The organism is Paenibacillus sp. 01L418, from assembly GCF_056400045.1.
The window spans coordinates 1-16,853 of the sequence record NZ_JBFTSN010000010.1 but is presented as its reverse complement, the minus strand read 5'-3'; the positions used below and the strand labels follow the sequence as shown (position 1 = coordinate 16,853).

Sequence of the window (16,853 nt, the reverse complement as noted above, 5' to 3'; positions counted from 1 at the left end):
CTATGGATTAATCACTATCGATTGCTCCGGTACCTCTCCTGGATTCTCAGCATGAGGGTTCTCTGAACTCTCGAAAGGAACCAAATAGTATTTCTCAGCTTTCAAATCAATCGGAACGTAGCGGTTATACGAACCCTCAGCAGATATTTCCGCTGTGTTTGGCAATAACTCCAGTCCGGATTCACTGACGATTTTAAACGCAATGTGGTTGGATTGCTCGGTCCAGTCATAATATAAAATCGTTGAAATAGGTGATACGACCATGTTTTTTAGATGAATGGATTGTCCGTTTCCAAGTGATATATCCTGATTAAATGCAATCGTTTCACTTGTTGCAGCCAATTGATTCGTCGGAACCTTGATGTCAAAGGACCAAGGATTCTCAATCAGCTTCACTTTCGAGTCGATGCTCCAGTCTAGATTATCGTAACTAAYTTGGAAGGCAATCGTTTCACCGATCGGAAGCTCTGAAATTCGCAGCTCATTATAGACGGTATACATGGAATCGTGAACTTTAATGGATTGTCCAGCGGTTCCTGAAGTGAGATTCTGTCCATTCATGAGTACGGTTGGCATCGGATGCATTTGGTAATTAAATTTGACCCCCTTAGCAGGCTCAAAAGTGGAGCTAATAAGCAAACGTCCGTTATCAATCAACGCTTCATCTAAGGTCCATTTCCCGTAATTATTTTCAGCAGTGGCACCAATTTCGGTTTTAAACGGAGAGTAGTCCGCGTTCTCATCTGCATTAGTTGCCATCAATCGCTCCATCAACCCTCCGACGAATGGAACATTGGCAAAAGTCACAGTCCCCGTGCTGATTGAAATACCTGCTGCCAAAATAATGGCCGCCGCAACGCCTGCATATTTCTTTCTGTTATTGGTTTTATGTTTTCTAATTGTACTCCGTACACGTCGGTCCCAGCTCTTTTTTTGGAAGCTCGTGAGCTCCTGTTCTTCATACTGGCTTACATCCAGGTTAAGATCATTTAGCTCTTTATAAATCGACACAGTCTCACTCCTTATCCTTGATTATTTTTGAGCAGATAGCTTTTCAATTTCTTGCGTCCCCTAGAAAGCTTGTTGTGCACCCAAGATTCCTTGGCATTATAGTGCTCCGCGATTTCATGGGAAGGTGTTCCCTCTAAGTAATATTTTTCGAAAATATCCCGCTCACGCGCTGATAGTTGGTCAAACAGCTCATCTACTTGGCTTGTGCCGGCTGCTTCGCTTGTTTTGAGCATGCGATCATCTATTTCGGAAACCGAAAATTGGTGATTGTGAAGCTTGATTTGTTTTCTTTGATAATCAATTGCTTTATATTTGGCAATCGCTGCAAGCCATTGTTTAAAGCCATTTTTCTCTGGATCGAAGTGCAAAATATTGTTCCATACTGAAAGCAGCACATCATCCAGACATTCCTCGTAATCCTGCTGCTGGCCATTTAAATGGCGTTTAATTATGGCAGCAAGCAGTCCTCCATATTGATGGATAATAAAAGAAATGGCTTTTTCGTTTTTGTTCTTTATGTGTTGTACAACATTGTCCTCTGTCAGTTTCAACCGTTCACCCCTCCTTGCAACAATTATTGGCGCCTACTAGGTAATACGAATAGAATTCCATTAATCTATCACATGAGAAAAAAAGTGCTAGCTTCCCGTTTCCATATCGATAATAGATCAAGCATAATAGATAGTGTTGCAATATTCTTATTTTGACATTAATGGTCCATACAAGGAGAGAGTGAGATGCACAAAATAATGATTGTAGAAGATGATCCGAAAATCGCGGAGCTTCTGCTGTCTACTATAACGAAATATGGCTATGAAGGGATACGGGTAAACGATTTTCAGCATGTAATGGAGGAGTTCCATCAAGCCACGCCGGACATGGTTCTTCTTGATGTGAATTTGCCTAGTTATGACGGCTATTACTGGTGCAGGCAAATCCGCAGCGCATCGATCTGCCCGGTGTTGTTTATATTCGCTCGCGACGGTGAAATGGATCAGATCATGGCTCTTGAAAATGGGGGAGATGACTATATCACGAAGCCGTTTCACTCTGGAATTGTGCTGGCCAAAATCCACAGCCATCTTCGACGTGCCTATGGGGAGTATGCCTCCAGATATGAGGAACGCGTTCTCGAAATCGAAGGGCTCATGCTTTATCCCGAAAGGCTGGAGCTGAAGCTAGAAGCTGCAATCATTGCGCTCACGAAAAAAGAATCCGACATCGTAGAAAGCCTCATTGAGCGATATCCACGGGTTGCCAGCCGCGAGGCTCTGCTTGAGAAGCTGTGGGATGATCAGGCTTACGTGGATGAAAATACGCTGAATGTGAACATTACCCGCGTTAGAAGAAAATTTCAAGAGCTTGGCATCGAAGATGCTTTGCTGACGGTGAGAGGTACAGGCTATCGGCTGAACGTCACATGGATGAAGGAAAGTGACAAGTGAAACTGTTTATAAGAGAACACTCTCTGCTCATTGTTGTTCAGCTTTTGCAATTGGGTATCATTTTTTCGATTTATTGGCTCGATGGCTATCACAATTTGAAGACAGCACTTTACGTTGTTTTTCTTGCTTTCTTCATCCTAGGCGGATACCTTGTGTACCACTTTCTTAGTCGGCGACATTATTACCTCCGCCTTAGTCAGCCTCTCGAATCGCTAGATGCTTCATTTCAGAAAATCGGGCAGTCGCCCATCTCGGAGGCGCTCCAGAAACTGTTGCATACCCAGTACCGTCAGTATCAGCAGCAATTATATACAGTAAAGAAGCAGCAGGAGGAGCATCTCGTTTTCATGGACCAATGGGTTCACCAAATGAAAACACCTCTTTCGGTCATTGAGCTCACTGTTCAAAATATCGATGAGCCTGAGTTTGCCAGCATTCGTGAGGAGCTGGAGAGAATGCGCTCGGGATTGCATACGGTCCTCTATATGGCTCGGCTCCGCGCGTTCGAACAGGATTTCCACGTGAAGCCCGTTGTTCTGTCACAAATCATCAGCGCTGTTGTCCATGACAACAAACGACTTTTTATTCGCAATCAGATTTATCCCGAGGTTCATATCAGTACGCCTGAATTAACGGTCGAAACGGATGAGAAATGGCTGTTTTTTATGCTCTCCCAGCTCGTCATCAATGCGATTAAATATTCTGCGAGCAAAGAGACAGAAGGGAAGAAGGTCGTGATTTCCTGCTATTTGCGCGGGAGCGAAGCTATTATTGAAGTTATCGATCGTGGGGTAGGCATTCCTGCTGCGGATATGAAGCGGGTATTTGATCCCTTTTTTACCGGGGAAAACGGACGCGGCATGCGCGAATCAACGGGTATGGGGCTCTATCTGACGAAGGAGGCTGCTGATCGTCTTGGGCATAGAATGGAGCTAACGTCAGTGGTCGATCAAGGTACGGAGGTACGTATTATTTTTGCCGCCTATCAGAAGCTTACAAGCGTGTAATAAAAGTGAAAGTCTAATCGATAGTTAGCGGCTGACCGTCCACAGTATACTGATCACACATTAACTGTTTTCCTCTTGAAAGGAGATCTAAGTATGCTGCATGTAAGACAGGTTAGTAAAATATATGAAGGTAAAATGTCCTATCGGGCTTTGACCGACATTAATTTAACGATTGATGATGGTGATTTTGTTGGGATTATGGGCCCCTCTGGAAGCGGGAAAACAACGCTGCTGAACTTAATTGCAACGATTGACGAGCCGACAACGGGAGACATATCATTTCACGGCAAAACGACCAGCAAGCTGGGCAAAAATGAGTTAGCTATATTTCGCCGCCGTGAGCTTGGATTTGTTTTTCAGGATTTCAATCTGCTTCACACCTTGACGGTTGAGGAGAATATTGTGCTGCCGCTGACATTAGATGGCAACAAGGTTAGCGAAATGAAGAAAAAAGTAAAAGCCATAGCAGAAAAGCTAGGCATTACAGAGATTATGGATAAACGCATGTATGAAATATCTGGGGGGCAGGCACAGCGAGCAGCGATAGCAAGGGCTATGATTCACTCTCCCAAGCTGCTGCTGGCAGATGAGCCGACAGGAAATCTTGACTCCAAAGCAGCGAAGGATGTTATGGAACTGCTGGAGAAAATTAACCGTGAGCAGAAAGCAACAATGATGCTGGTCACGCATGATGCGGTGGCTGCTAGTTATTGCAATCGCGTTATTTTCATTAAGGACGGCAGGTTCTATACGGAAATCCATCGGGGTGACAATCGTCAAACCTTCTTCCAAAAAATTATCGATACGCTTTCGCTGTTAGGAGGATATCATAATGACGTTTCGCCAGTTCGCATTCCGTAACGTCACTCGTAACAAACGGCTTTATGCAGGTTATTTCCTCAGCAGTCTATTTACGGTGATGGTTTTCTTTACTTTTTCTATCTTTGCATATCACCCTGTCCTTAGCGGGGAAAATATTCATTCCAGCGCTACGTTTGCGCTTTCTGTATCCAAGTGGATTATTTATGTCTTTTCCTTCTTTTTTGTTCTCTACTCCATGAGTACATTTCTACAATCGCGCAAAAGAGAATTTGGGCTGATGATCATGCAGGGCATGACCACTGTCCAGCTCCGTCTGATGATTTTTTTGGAAAATATGATTATTGGCCTATTTGCCATTATCGGCGGCATTGGTTTGGGACTTGTGTTTGCAAAGGCGATTTTGCTTGCAGGGGAAAATGTTCTTACCATCAATGAAAAGCTATCCTTTTATATTCCTTATAAGGCTATTGCCCTCACTCTGGTTTCATTTTTGATTCTATTTATTCTCATCTCTTTTTTTATTTCTACCGTACTGCGCAGCGGGCAGCTGGTTACGCTATTAAAGGCAAACAAGCAAGCGAAAAGTGAGCCAAAGTCATCCTTCCTTCTTTCCATGCTAGTACCAATCTTGATTGGAGCAAGCTACTTTCTTAGTTTACGAGCCGATGGGACCGAGGCTATTTTTCTGCTCATTCCGGTTACGATCATGGTTTGCATCGGCACCTACCTGCTGTTTACACAGCTTAGCGTTTATATCATTCGGAAGCTAAAGAGTATGGAATCGATTTTTTGGCTCAAAACGAATATGCTGCTTTTTTCCGATCTCGCCTACCGCTTGAAGGACAACGCGCGTTCGTTCTTTCTGGTCGCTATTATCTCCACTGTCTCGTTTTGTGCGATAGGCTCGCTTTATGGATTTCAATCCATCATCGGAGGAGATCATGTTAAGGGAAATCCTTATCTATTCACCTACCGGACAACGACGGATGGTGATAGCAGCGAGCAAAAGCATATGGAGCAGATTGATCGCACACTGAAAGAATCGAACATCGCAAATGAAAAAGCAATGCTTAAGCTTGGTTATTACAAGGCCTCCAATAGCGATAAAATGATTGTAGTGGTTAAGCAATCCGACTATAACCATTTGGCCGAATTAATGAAAATAGATAAGATTAAGCTTTCAGGCGGCAAAGCAGCGGTTGTCGACTTTGGGTTGTCACGAGCGGGTAAAGCAATGCTTAACGAGCCATTTACGCTGGAGCCTAGTGCTGTGATTGAAGCCAATCGAGCTGTTGTATCGCCAGCGGTACATGGTTTCAGCGGCTATTTCATTGTATCGGATGAACAATTTGCAAAACTCCAGCCTCCAGTACAAGAGAGCCATTATTATGCATGGCATGGACCACTGCGGCAGAAAGAAGCCATAAAGGCAGGCGGTAAGCTTACGAATCTTATTCCCTATAGCGATAAATATGAGTTTTACGCGCTTGAATTTCAAAATTCCGTGTTAAGCGAGCGCTTTGGCCCGATACTGTTCATTGGTTTGTTTATCGGAATCGTGTTTTTTGTCTCCGCAGGCAGTTTTCTTTATTTCCGCCTGTACAGCGATTTGGATGATGACAGGCAGAAGTTCAAAGCGGTTTCGAAAATGGGCCTAAGCGACAAAGAGCTTGCAAAAATACTGAATCGACAAATTATATTGCTATTCTTTGCACCAATCGTGGTGGCATTAGTACATGGGGCTGTTGCCCTCATGACACTATCCAACATGTTTAAATACTCGCTGCTCAAGGAATCCATACTCGTGCTTGGCCTATTTTTTATCGTTCAAGTCATTTACTTCTTCATCGTTCGTTTCTTCTATATTAGGCAGGTAAAGATGGCACTTGCCTAATTGAGCATCATAAAGAAAGAGTGCTTCGGAGGCGATTACACCTTCAAAGCACTCTTCTTTATTTGTCTAATGCTTTAATGAGCAGGTCTGCATAAAACTGTGCTCCATGCTTTTTCAAATGCACGCCATCAGCGGCAAAAAAGTCCTTTTTCCCTTTGCTTGCTGTATACCAGTCTACAATGGTCACGTTCTCCGTCTTTTTCGCTGTGGCTGCGAGCATTTTATTTACGGAATCCTGCCATTTGCGCGGGACACGCGTATTGATGAATATGATTTGACGTTCTGTGCCTAACGTGTCAAGAAGCTCATTCATCTGTTTTGTCGTAAAGGCACCGTTCGTTCCGAGCTGAATGACAACCGTATTTCCAAGCTGGTCATTTTTTTTCAAGCCCTCGATCACATCTAATGCCTGCCCAAACTGTCTTCCTATTTTTCCATCAACCACGATACCCGGAACCAGCTTCTCTAGGAATGGTTCAGCATCCAATAGGACGGAATCACCGATTGCTGTCACGCTGTTTTGATCGATAGGGGTGACAGTCGGTTTGTCTGGTACAGGCTTCTGATTTTTATTTCCCTGTGCGGGATTGCTGGTTGGTTTGTCATTAACAGTTGGTACAGGTTTTGGCTTACTGCCATCGGTACCGTTCACAATGGTATCAACTTTCGGCTGCTCAGGATCGGTGATAGACGGTTCGGTTTTATCCTTACCTGTACCCGGAGCCGTATTAGATTGACCAGGTTGTTCCGTCGCTTGCGGAGGCGTTTGTTTTTCTGGTTCAGCTGGCTTCGGCTCGATCACAGCCTCATTTTGTCCAGTCTTGCCTTGTTCACGATCTTTGCCTGGAGCAGCTTCCTCCGAAACATTCGGCTTGGCGGGCGCAACTACAGAGGTTTCATTGTTCGTGCTATCGCCGCTGGCTGACTGCAAATTCACACTGCTTGTGCAGGATACGCTCGAGAATACAATGACAAGCACGGCGAGATAACTGCTAGCTTTTTTTAATCCAATCCGCTCCGTTATTTGCAGTTTAAACAGGGAATATATTTTTCCAAGCGCACCATGCCTTATAGGCTCCTCTATAAACCGCCAAGAAAGCTCAGCAAGTACGAACGTTAGGATTACTTGAATAAGTGCTCTTACAGGATGCAGCTCCCCACTCTCGGCCGTTGGAGTCGTTAACACGATAATTGGATAATGGTATAAATAAATGCCGTAGGAACGGACGCCGATCCATGCAAGCACTTTACTTCCGATTACATTTGCGAATTTACTTGCGGGATGGGCGAGTGCAGCCACGACAACCGCAGTAGCAAGGGAGAACAGCACCATGCCTCCGCGATATAGAAAAGAATCATACTCATTGGTCTGATTAATCATAACCAAAATGATGACGAAGCCGAACGTGCCTACAGCATCCATAAGCATGCGGCTGCGTGCAGACAAGGTCGATGACAGCTTCCAACTCGGCCAAACGATAGCAAGCGCTGCCCCAATGAGAAGGGCAAAGGCTCTGGTGTCCGTCCCATAGTAAACACGGCTTGGATCAACACCCGGCTGGTAAAGGAGTACCATTGCACTGGCTGATACCGCAGCTGCCGCCAGTGTCCACAGTGCAAGTTTGCCCCGTTTTGGAGAGAAGCGGATAACGGCTAACAGCACGAGGGGCCACAATAAATAAAATTGTTCTTCCACTGCAAGCGACCATAAATGGCCGAACGGTGAAGCGGGGCCGAAGCTCTCGAAATAGGAAACCTCATGGAAAATAAGATACCAGTTGCTTATATAAAGAAGCGCTGACCCGATATCGCCTTTTAGAGACAATAACCGGCCTGTATCACTAATCAACAGCCATAATGAAACGACAGCTATCATGAGGAACATCGCAGGCAGCAATCGCCTAGCTCGGCGAATAAAAAACGTTTTGAGATCTAATTTCTTGGAAGGATGAAGCTGTTTCAGCAAAATGTCCGTGATTAAATACCCAGAGAGGACAAAAAACATAGTAACCCCGAGCAGTCCGCCCGGTACCCATTGCAAGTTCAAGTGATAAGCAATGACGGCAAGAACGGCAATGGCGCGCAAGCCATCCAGTCCCGGCATATAGCGACTACTGTTGCCGATTGGTTTAGGCATGGCGGAATCCTCCTACATGAATTTGAATGGGGAGAATTGCAGCAAGGTCGATGAGAATAAGACGGTGGAAAAAGCGATGATTACGAATAATACCGATGGTAAAAATGGTGTTCAGCCCCTCTGGATGATGAATCGTTGTAAATCAATTATATGGCGGCAGCTAAAATAATTCGTAACAGAACAGTTACAAATCGGTATCAAACTGGAAACAAAAAAAATGAAAAGCTACAGAACGAATAAATGCATGTTTCCACCAGTAAAGGGAACCGTAACCACAAGTATTTTTTTGGGAGGTTCCCTAGATGAGAATCGTAAAATTTTGGATCGCTTCGTTTCTTGCGTTGTTGTTTATGACGAGTGGAGCAGATATTGCAGCGGCACCGAATGGGGAACAAGAACAACTTCTAAGGGCTGCTTTTGTGCGAAATGGCGAGCTTTGGCTAAAGACAGGTCAAGTGGAGAAGAAGCTTGTAAGCGGACCTATTGTGCGCAATCCCAAGTGGTCATTCGATGGAGAATGGCTTGCATATACGCAGGGAGATGCAGAGCAAGAGCTATGGGTGCTGCATTTACCAACAGGCAAGAGCAAGCTCGTCGCTGCAAATGTCGGCAAAAATTTTCAATGGGCACCGAAGAATAAGCTGCTGGCATATCAGATAAAGGATCAACTGCAATACGTTGATGCGAGCTCGCCGGACAAACCGCTTGGTTCCGCTGCAGCCATAGATAATTTCTCATGGCTGCCATATGGTAAAGGTTTTTTTGCTTCTTCACAGTCAGAGCTGCTCCCGGATGGATGGACGCCGATCCATCTTTATCAAATACCACTTCGTACAATGGACGATCCTCGCACCTATACAACCGTTCATGTGCTGCCAGCACCATCTGACGATTTTTTTGCGGTCGGCACGAGCGAGTTCAAATGGTCCGCTGATGGTCGATGGATCGCATTTCTTGCTAAGCCAACCGCGTCATTATCGGCCGATAGCAACATCCTTTGTGTGATTTCAACGGACGGCGTTGTATTTCGAACACTTGATGAGATGGTGAATAATCCCCAGTGGTTCTCATGGGCAAAGAGCGGCAGCCGGCTCGCTTACATTGCAGGGATCGGGCGCGAGGCCACCAGCAATAAACAGCTGAAGGTGCTGGAAGTAACCTCAGAGAAGGGGGCTGCGTACACGCCTAAGCATTTCGTTGATCAAGTATTTGTTTGGCAGGATTTGCAGCATATTATTGTGTCGAGAGCAGCGGAATCTAAGCCGGATGGTGATCAGCGCCGCGCAGCATTTCCTTACTTAGTGAGGGTGGAGCTGAATAATGGCGTGCAAAAACATTTGACAAAGCCCTCCCGAAAGCATGGCGCTTATAACCCGGTAGTTCTTCATTCGAAGCTCTTTTGGGTGAGGGATGATCACATTACAGCAAATGTAATCATGGCGGACATAGATGGACACCATGCAGTGGAATGGATAAAAGGTATCGACCAAGCAGATTCTTATTATGGACAATGGGACTGGTCTGAGGTGATTGCATTCTATTGAGTGCATCATAACGTATGCCGCAAAGATCAGAATATGCTCAATTGATAACCTATTCTACATGCTATAATATAAGGAGGTAATGAAGACAAGCTGGCTGAGGAACGCCCAGTTCAATTATAATAATTACTTAAACAAGGGAGTGGAACAATCAATGATTAGTAAAGTCGGTCAAATCATGCTGTATGTAGATAACCAAGATAAGGCAGTAGAATTTTGGACAGAAAAAGTAGGTTTTCAAGTCATTTCTGAAGAAAATAACGGCCAAGGGTTTCGATATATTGAAATTGCTCCTACAAAGGATTCAGAAACAASGATCATTCTACATAATAAGGAATTCGTTGCAAAAATGTCACCAGGATTAAATCTTGGTACACCATCTTTAATGTTTTTTACGGAACACTTCGAACAGCTGCATGGCGACTTGTCCAATAAAAGTGTCACTGTCGGTGACATTGTAACGATGCCTTCTGGAAGAGTATTCAACTTTGCAGATGATGAAGCAAACTACTTTGCTGTAATGGAGAAAAAGTAATATTCCCCTCCAATGTTAGTGTATTAGGAAACGAAAGCTCTATCAAACAGCGGCAGTCTTTCGAGACTGCCGCTGTTCTTGCAATGACAAGTTAATTCATGCTCTTTATTCGAACAATCCCTWCAGTTGATGCCGCGTCTTCGTACATAAAATATAAAGAATAATCTCCTGTTGTATAACTAATGCCATATTCATCATACCCGCCTTCAGAATTGCCTTCGGAATCTGGTTCTCCCAAAACCTTTTTAACCTCTTCTACAGATTCGTTTATTTTTATATCGATTACGCCTATCTTATTTTCGTCCCAAATATAGAAGTAGCAGTTATCATATTTTAAATAATCAGCATTTTCAAATCCAACCTCGTCAGGCTGTCCATAGGCTTCCTCTAGTTCGCTCCTAGAGTGGTTTAAATTTACTTTCAAGCCCTTAAGCTGCCCTTTTTCGGCTGTTTCTAGAAGCTCACTGTCGAGGCTAAATCGACACGAATTCCCTTTACCCGTTTCTATTTGAGGTGTTGCAGGTTCCTCGGCTTTCGTACAAGCAGAGAGGAGGAGCATCGATAGTAAAAGGCATATTCCAGTGGTTTTGCTTATCATTCTTATCATAGAAACGCCTCCAATAGTTCACTCGATATAACTATAAACGGGCCGAGTAAATGTAATGTTTCAAGAGCCTCGCGCTGTCAAGCTAGGTCAAGTGTACAAGATGTCTGAGGACTGGCTGAGAGAGGACCCTCTTTCTATGCTGAGACAAATGAGCGGTGTTGTGAAAAGGCTTGGTGAGTGAGGTGTGGTCGTGCTTGGCCAATACAGATAGAGCTCTGTTCATGAAGCACCCGCCACCTATTTGAAATATTTGCTAATTAATCAGACTGCGTAATAGGGGAAATGTTTCATCAATAAATTAAATTATGTTCGAGGTTTAGCAAGGCGGCGTCTAGTCTCATGAAGTCGTTGCATCTAAACAAAAAAAGGGATGCTCTTAAGCAAATAAATTCGCTTGAGAGCATCCCTATTTCTTATATCTGAACAAGCAGCAAAATGATAGATGATAAACATAAGCATGTGCTGACCAAGCATAGGAACATGACGACCTGCTTATGATTGAGGCCAGCCCGCAGCAAGCGATAATGCGCTTGGCTTGCATCTGCCTGATAGATCGCTTTGCCTTGCAGCATGCGTTTCACGACAACGAATATATTATCGAAGATCGGTACGCCGAGAGCGAGAATCGGGATAAACAATGACATCACGGTAGCTTGCTTAAACGCGCCGTCTAGTGCAATGACCGCCAAAATAAACCCAAGGAAGGTAGCTCCAGCATCGCCCATAAAGATTTTTGCAGGAGGTTTGTTATATCGCAGGTACGCAATGGTGACACCTACTAAAATAATAGCCATGATGGCGGAATTGGATTGTCCTTTGGCCAGTGCTACAACGAACAGCGTTACGGCAGAAATCGCCGAAAGCCCTCCAGCGAGCCCGTCCATGCCATCGGAGAAGTTAATGACCGTCGTTACGCCAAAGATCCACAAAATCGTAAGCGTAAACTGCAAAATAACGGGAAGCAGCACGTATTCTCCTGAAAGTGGATTGTAAAAGCCGGTAAATGCGATGCCAGAAGCATAAACGAGCACCGCTGCTGATATTTGGACGATAAATTTAGGAAGCGACGGAAAGTCTTTGCCTTTCGTCTTGTACCAATCATCTACCGTGCCGATGAAGAGAAGCAGTACGCCGCCTAGAAATATGGCGCCAGTTTGCAGGGAGAAATCTCTTGTGACGAGCAAATAAGTAAAGAAAAATCCGATGAAAATAACATAACTAGCAGTAAGAGGGATCGGTTCCCTATGAATTTTTCGCTCAACATCCTTGCGGGGCTTGTCCACAAAATCAAGACGGAAAGCCAGCTTTGCAAACGGAGGAATTAAGAAATAAACGATAGCAAAGGAAACTAACAAAGAGATTGCATATAAAATAATAGTCACCACCGTTAGTTAATGAAGGAACAACAGAATTATACAATTCGTGAAGAAAATTGTCGATTGGAGATTACATAAGTGAGAAGATATTAATCTTTAGAAGCTGCCTGCAGCACGCCCTTCATTACATAATCAAGATGCATCCTTCCTGCCCAGATTGAATAAAGATAAGCGATAATTTGTTTAAACGTATCGGCTTGTTGTTAATAGTTCAACTGATAAGGGAGCGATAGATATGAAGCTGGATTGTGCCATCATCGGCGGCGGGCCTGCTGGTTTAAATGCAGCGCTCGTGCTGGGCAGATCGCGAAGAGTTGTAATTGTATTTGATCACAATAAGCCTAGAAACGCGGTAACCCATGAGTCGCATGGCTTCATCACGCGAGATGGCATTGAGCCGCGCGAGCTTCGTCGATTAGCCCATGCAGATATTGCTCAATATCCTTCGGTTACCATTAAGCCTGATAAAGTGACGGAGGTGCAGCGAAGCGAGATGGGCTTCCATCTGATGACAAGCAACGGTGTTATTTATCACGCTCGTACGCTTATTTTGGCAGCAGGTCTGAAGGAATCTTTGCCTGCTATCCCCGGCATACGAGATTTTTATGGCAGAAGCTTGTTCAGCTGCCCGTACTGCGATGGCTGGGAGCTGCGTGATCAACCGCTCGTCGTCATTTCGGAGGGCTCGAATATTTTCAATTTGGCGAAAACGGTGTTTAACTGGAGTCGCAATGTAGTCGTTTGTACGAATGGAATGAACAGCCTTAGCTCGCAGCAGATCGGTCAACTAGGCCAAAGAGGGATTCAAGTGACGCAGCAAAAAATTAAAGCTCTCCATGGCGAGAATGGCCGCCTTCATCGTATCGTATTTGCGAATAACACCGAGATTGAGCGCACAGGCGGCTTTGTTACGCCATCATGGGGCCAAGCAGCGCACTTCGGGGAGGCGCTTGGCTGTGCGATGACACAGGCAGGCGGCTTCGTTACCGATGATTACGGCAGAACGAGCATAAGGGGCATATATGCAGCTGGCGATTCTTCTATTATTGTACCTGCACAGCTTGTTGTCGCAGCCGGAGAAGGCAGCAAAGCTGCCATTGGGGTCAATACCGATTTGTCGCATCAGGATTTTGGATTTTAGCAGCTGAAGTGAGCGTTTATAAACGCAGCAGTATCGTTATACCTATTAAGGTTTTTTTGCTAAAATAAGGATCAGTTAATAGACATCGTTGTTACATCCCTACTCATTATGGGTATTGGTGTTGGACTGAATTAATTAGACGGCTCTAAAAGTATAGAGAGTGTTAATTATCAGCGAGAAAAGGAGGGATCATATGTTAGAAAAACTGCATCCAGACGATCATGTTTTAAATCAATTTCCATTTATGCGAGATGAGCTGCAATATAATCTGATTCATTTGATTACGGCATTGGAAGGCGCAACGAGCTTGAAGACGTCTGACGGACGGCTGCTCTTTGCAGGTTCGCCTGGGCATAACGCTTGGTTATGGCTATCGGAGGATATGACGGAAGAGCGCAGAGACATGCTTATGCAGGAGCTTATCGCTTATTACGAAGGAACGGATTTGCCGGGTATATGCGGAGCTCCGTCTACGGCAGAACCGTTCGCGAAAATGTATGCGGAGGCGAACCAGCTGCAATATCGTGCTTATATGTTGATGACTGCTTATTCATGCCCAAAGGTGATTAAGCCCATGAAGGTAAAAGGGAAAATGATTCAAGCAACGCGCCAGCATGTAGAGCTTGTCGCTGAGTTTTTGGCTGGCTTCTCTGAGGACGCGTATGGGGCGTCGGTTATACCTGCCAGTCAGATGCCCGCTGCAGAGGGAATGGTTATGAGAGGCAATTTATATTTCTGGTCTGTTGATGAGCTGCCAGTAGCGATGGCCAACATCGCACATCGATCTCCGCGGCACGGACGGATCAATGCGGTTTATACGCCGTCTGTCCTTCGTAGAAACGGCTATGCCAGTGCGGTCGTAGCGGGAATTTGCGAAATTTTGGAGGAAGAGAACAGGGAGCCGATGCTGTATGCGGATAATAAAAACCCTGCTGCTAACAAAGTCTATCAAAATATAGGTTTTGTCCAGAGTGGACCGATTGCTGAAATTAGATTTATGTAGATGCAAAAGCTTAGAAAGTAGGAACTGATTTGAAGATTGATCGTTTACTCGCGATGACGGTACTGCTTCTTAACCGGGGACGAATAAGCGCCAAGGAGCTGGCGGATCGTTTTGAAGTATCAACAAAAACAATTTACCGCGACATGGATACGTTAAGCCAGTCCGGCATTCCGGTATTGGCTCATCAAGGGACAACGGGCGGGTTCGAGATTATGGAGCAATATACGCTGTCTCGTCACTATCTAACATTAGCAGAAATCTCGTCGCTTATAGCAGCCGTCAAAGGCATAGGTACCGCATTAGATGATGCGACCTATGCTGGTTTGCATGAGAAGGTAAGAGCATTGCTGCACAAATCGGATAAGCTTCAGAACGATCACCTTGGAGATAGCTTGGTTTTTGATTTGAACCCTTGGGGACAGGGACCAGCAGCGCGCGACAAGGTAAACTTGTTCAAGAAGGCGATTGAAGAGACGCGGAAGGCGGGGCTCAGCTATATTAACATGAACGGCTCGGAGACGGAGCGAGTGATTGAGCCGTATGCGCTCATTTTGAAGGGGAACATATGGTATTTGCAGGCTTATTGCACGCTTCGCGAGCAGTTTCGCGTGTTCCGTTTATCGCGCATACAGAAGCTGAATCTATTGTTTGAGCAATTTGAACGCCGCGAGACTCCTTCGCTGGACAGTTACGCATGGGATGTAGAATGGTCGAAAAATGCCGATACCAATGTAACGCTTATTTTCCAGCCGCAGGTGCGCCACCGTGTAGGAGATGCTTTCCATCCGGATCAAGTGACTGTATTAGCGGATGGAAGCTTGCGTGTGGAAGGCAAGCATACGATAGATGACTGGTTTTATGGGATGCTGCTAAGCTACGGTGATCAGGTTAAGGTTGAGCAGCCTCAGGCTCTCGTGGAGGAAATCATTTTGCGAGCTCAAAATATTGTTAACCGTTATAAGAACTAAGACAGACAGCTGTCCAGTTTCCTACGGTAAAATAAGATCATACCAAGGAAATGGGGAAACAGCAGATGAATGATACCATTGCAGTAAAACCAGCAGTTACGCTTATAGGGGTAACAACGCGCACGACGAATGCCCAGGAAGCGGGAGCAAACGGACTTTTGTCCAGTCTATGGGATTCTTATTTCACCAGCGGTATCTCAGAACGAGCACAGGTGAATAACGGTCATCTTATCTATGCGCTGTATACGGATTATGAAAGTGATGCTAGTGGAGCCTACACGGTGCTTATTGGGCATGAGCGGGCAGATGCACAAGCCGAGCTGCCGGATGGACTAGAGCAAGCGACGGTTCCAGAGGCTAAATTTATGGTTTTTAAAACGAAGAAGGGTCCCGTTTATGAGGTTGTAGCGCAAGCATGGGGCGAGATTTGGGCGTTTTTCGAGCATTCGTCTATTGAGCGCACTTATGGCGGCGATTACGAGCTGTATGACGGCCGGACCTTTGACCCTGCGAATGCGGAAGTCGACATCTACATTGCGATAAAATAAAAAAACGGTTGTCCTATTGGCTGATTCAGCTGAAAGGACAACCGTTTTTTGTATTCTTTGCTGATGGTTCAATTACTCTGCTTGATAATCCTGAACGAGAAGCTCCAGAGCGCCCGTTTCGGGGTCGAGTATAAAGCCGTGAACTGGAATGGCTTTTGGGAAGAGAGGATGCTTACGAATCAATTTGACGCTGTGCATGACGCCTTCCTCGGAGCTTGAGAAGCCACGAAGGAATTTATCCATGCGTATGCCTGAATTTTCGAGCGTTTCGATGGCAAGCGGATCAATGCCATGCTCTTGGAATTTGCTGACCATGCCTTCAGTATTGAGGTTGGTCATACCGCAGCCATGATGGCCAATGACGAGAACCTCGCGAGCCCCAAGCTCGTACACGGCGATGAGGATGCTGCGCATCGCGCTTCCGAACGGCTGAGTCAGAATGGCGCCAGCATTTTTAATAAATTTGGCATCGCCATTTTTTAAATTTAATGCTTTTGGCAGAAGCTCTACAAGTCTAGTGTCCATACAAGTAAGGACTGCAATCTTCTTATCAGGAAATTTGTCAGTCAAATAGGCTTCATATTGTTTTTCCTCAACAAATTTCTTATTAAACTCCAATATTTGCGGAACCATGGACATATAATTGCCTCCTAACCCAAGATCGTTTTTCTATTGTTTATTTTATTATTCATAGAAAAAGGGGGCTAGTCAAATGTTTTACTAGTGAATTAATCCGCTCTGCTTTGCTTTTTCCAGCATTTTGGTAGAATAGCGGTTAATCCATTTCTTCAGAGCTAGGCCAATCAGCAGTGCAGCAC

At 45.0% G+C, this 16,853-nt stretch carries 17 protein-coding genes; 11 read left to right on the top strand and 6 right to left on the bottom strand.

The window, feature by feature from the left end; all coding sequences use genetic code 11:
• Together AC1DSE_RS02785 and AC1DSE_RS02780 are read right to left on the bottom strand one after the other, a co-directional pair.
• The gene (locus AC1DSE_RS02785) at window positions 1-1,011 is read right to left on the bottom strand and encodes a DUF4179 domain-containing protein (protein WP_477527375.1); all 1,011 of its coding nucleotides are present in this window, start codon (window positions 1,009-1,011) and stop codon (window positions 1-3) included.
• Window positions 1,012-1,022: 11 nt separating this feature from the next.
• Window positions 1,023-1,562, bottom strand: a complete 540-nt coding sequence (locus AC1DSE_RS02780) for a sigma-70 family RNA polymerase sigma factor (protein ID WP_441878427.1) — start codon at window positions 1,560-1,562, stop codon at window positions 1,023-1,025.
• Between the two features lie 186 nt (window positions 1,563-1,748).
• Between AC1DSE_RS02780 and AC1DSE_RS02775 the strand changes: the two genes are divergently transcribed.
• From AC1DSE_RS02775 to AC1DSE_RS02760, 4 genes are all read left to right on the top strand, one after another.
• Complete coding sequence (locus AC1DSE_RS02775; RefSeq protein WP_477509512.1) at window positions 1,749-2,456, top strand: response regulator transcription factor; 708 nt, start codon at window positions 1,749-1,751, stop codon at window positions 2,454-2,456.
• Window positions 2,453-3,463 carry a sensor histidine kinase gene (locus tag AC1DSE_RS02770; RefSeq protein WP_477527374.1) on the top strand — a complete coding sequence of 337 codons (1,011 nt, stop codon included), beginning with the start codon at window positions 2,453-2,455 and terminating at the stop codon, window positions 3,461-3,463. The genes AC1DSE_RS02775 and AC1DSE_RS02770 overlap by 4 nt, the downstream gene beginning before the upstream one ends.
• Before the next feature lie 93 nt (window positions 3,464-3,556).
• Window positions 3,557-4,324, top strand: coding sequence for an ABC transporter ATP-binding protein (locus AC1DSE_RS02765; protein WP_441878433.1), 768 nt, complete (start codon window positions 3,557-3,559; stop codon window positions 4,322-4,324).
• Window positions 4,296-6,179: an FtsX-like permease family protein gene (locus tag AC1DSE_RS02760; RefSeq protein WP_441878435.1), complete on the top strand. Its 1,884-nt coding sequence runs from the start codon at window positions 4,296-4,298 to the stop codon at window positions 6,177-6,179. The genes AC1DSE_RS02765 and AC1DSE_RS02760 overlap by 29 nt, the downstream gene beginning before the upstream one ends.
• Window positions 6,180-6,237: 58 nt before the next feature.
• Here the strand turns inward: AC1DSE_RS02760 and AC1DSE_RS02755 are convergent, their stop codons facing one another.
• A complete protein-coding gene (locus tag AC1DSE_RS02755) occupies window positions 6,238-8,316 on the bottom strand; it encodes an acyltransferase family protein (protein ID WP_441878437.1) in 2,079 nt (692 codons plus the stop codon).
• A gap of 16 nt (window positions 8,317-8,332) precedes the next feature.
• Here AC1DSE_RS02755 and AC1DSE_RS02750 point away from each other — a divergent pair, with 16 nt between their 5' ends.
• The 3 genes from AC1DSE_RS02750 (at window position 8,333) to AC1DSE_RS02740 (ending at window position 10,392) form a co-directional block, all read left to right on the top strand.
• On the top strand, window positions 8,333-8,485 hold the full coding sequence (locus AC1DSE_RS02750; RefSeq protein WP_339205563.1) for a hypothetical protein: 153 nt from the start codon (window positions 8,333-8,335) through the stop codon (window positions 8,483-8,485).
• A gap of 133 nt (window positions 8,486-8,618) precedes the next feature.
• On the top strand, window positions 8,619-9,860 hold the full coding sequence (locus tag AC1DSE_RS02745; RefSeq protein WP_477509509.1) for a TolB-like translocation protein: 1,242 nt from the start codon (window positions 8,619-8,621) through the stop codon (window positions 9,858-9,860).
• Between the two features lie 151 nt (window positions 9,861-10,011).
• Window positions 10,012-10,392 carry a VOC family protein gene (locus AC1DSE_RS02740; RefSeq protein WP_477527380.1) on the top strand — a complete coding sequence of 127 codons (381 nt, stop codon included), beginning with the start codon at window positions 10,012-10,014 and terminating at the stop codon, window positions 10,390-10,392.
• A 91-nt stretch (window positions 10,393-10,483) separates the two neighbouring features.
• Here AC1DSE_RS02740 and AC1DSE_RS02735 read toward each other — a convergent pair whose 3' ends face one another.
• Window positions 10,484-10,999 carry a DUF4309 domain-containing protein gene (locus tag AC1DSE_RS02735; RefSeq protein WP_477527373.1) on the bottom strand — a complete coding sequence of 172 codons (516 nt, stop codon included), beginning with the start codon at window positions 10,997-10,999 and terminating at the stop codon, window positions 10,484-10,486.
• A 413-nt stretch (window positions 11,000-11,412) separates the two neighbouring features.
• Window positions 11,413-12,381 carry an MraY family glycosyltransferase gene (locus AC1DSE_RS02730; protein WP_477509507.1) on the bottom strand — a complete coding sequence of 323 codons (969 nt, stop codon included), beginning with the start codon at window positions 12,379-12,381 and terminating at the stop codon, window positions 11,413-11,415.
• Window positions 12,382-12,610: 229 nt separating this feature from the next.
• Here AC1DSE_RS02730 and AC1DSE_RS02725 point away from each other — a divergent pair, with 229 nt between their 5' ends.
• The 4 genes from AC1DSE_RS02725 (at window position 12,611) to AC1DSE_RS02710 (ending at window position 16,035) form a co-directional block, all read left to right on the top strand.
• Window positions 12,611-13,516 carry an NAD(P)/FAD-dependent oxidoreductase gene (locus tag AC1DSE_RS02725; RefSeq protein WP_441909989.1) on the top strand — a complete coding sequence of 302 codons (906 nt, stop codon included), beginning with the start codon at window positions 12,611-12,613 and terminating at the stop codon, window positions 13,514-13,516.
• Window positions 13,517-13,709: 193 nt separating this feature from the next.
• On the top strand, window positions 13,710-14,519 hold the full coding sequence (locus AC1DSE_RS02720; protein WP_477509505.1) for a GNAT family N-acetyltransferase: 810 nt from the start codon (window positions 13,710-13,712) through the stop codon (window positions 14,517-14,519).
• Window positions 14,520-14,548: 29 nt separating this feature from the next.
• Complete coding sequence (locus AC1DSE_RS02715) at window positions 14,549-15,487, top strand: helix-turn-helix transcriptional regulator (protein ID WP_477509504.1); 939 nt, start codon at window positions 14,549-14,551, stop codon at window positions 15,485-15,487.
• 65 nt (window positions 15,488-15,552) lie between these two features.
• Window positions 15,553-16,035 carry a GyrI-like domain-containing protein gene (locus AC1DSE_RS02710; RefSeq protein ID WP_477509503.1) on the top strand — a complete coding sequence of 161 codons (483 nt, stop codon included), beginning with the start codon at window positions 15,553-15,555 and terminating at the stop codon, window positions 16,033-16,035.
• A 72-nt stretch (window positions 16,036-16,107) separates the two neighbouring features.
• Here the strand turns inward: AC1DSE_RS02710 and AC1DSE_RS02705 are convergent, their stop codons facing one another.
• Window positions 16,108-16,674 (bottom strand): beta-class carbonic anhydrase, encoded by a 567-nt coding sequence (locus AC1DSE_RS02705; RefSeq protein ID WP_477509502.1) that lies wholly within the window; start codon window positions 16,672-16,674, stop codon window positions 16,108-16,110.
• Window positions 16,675-16,853 lie beyond the last annotated feature (179 nt).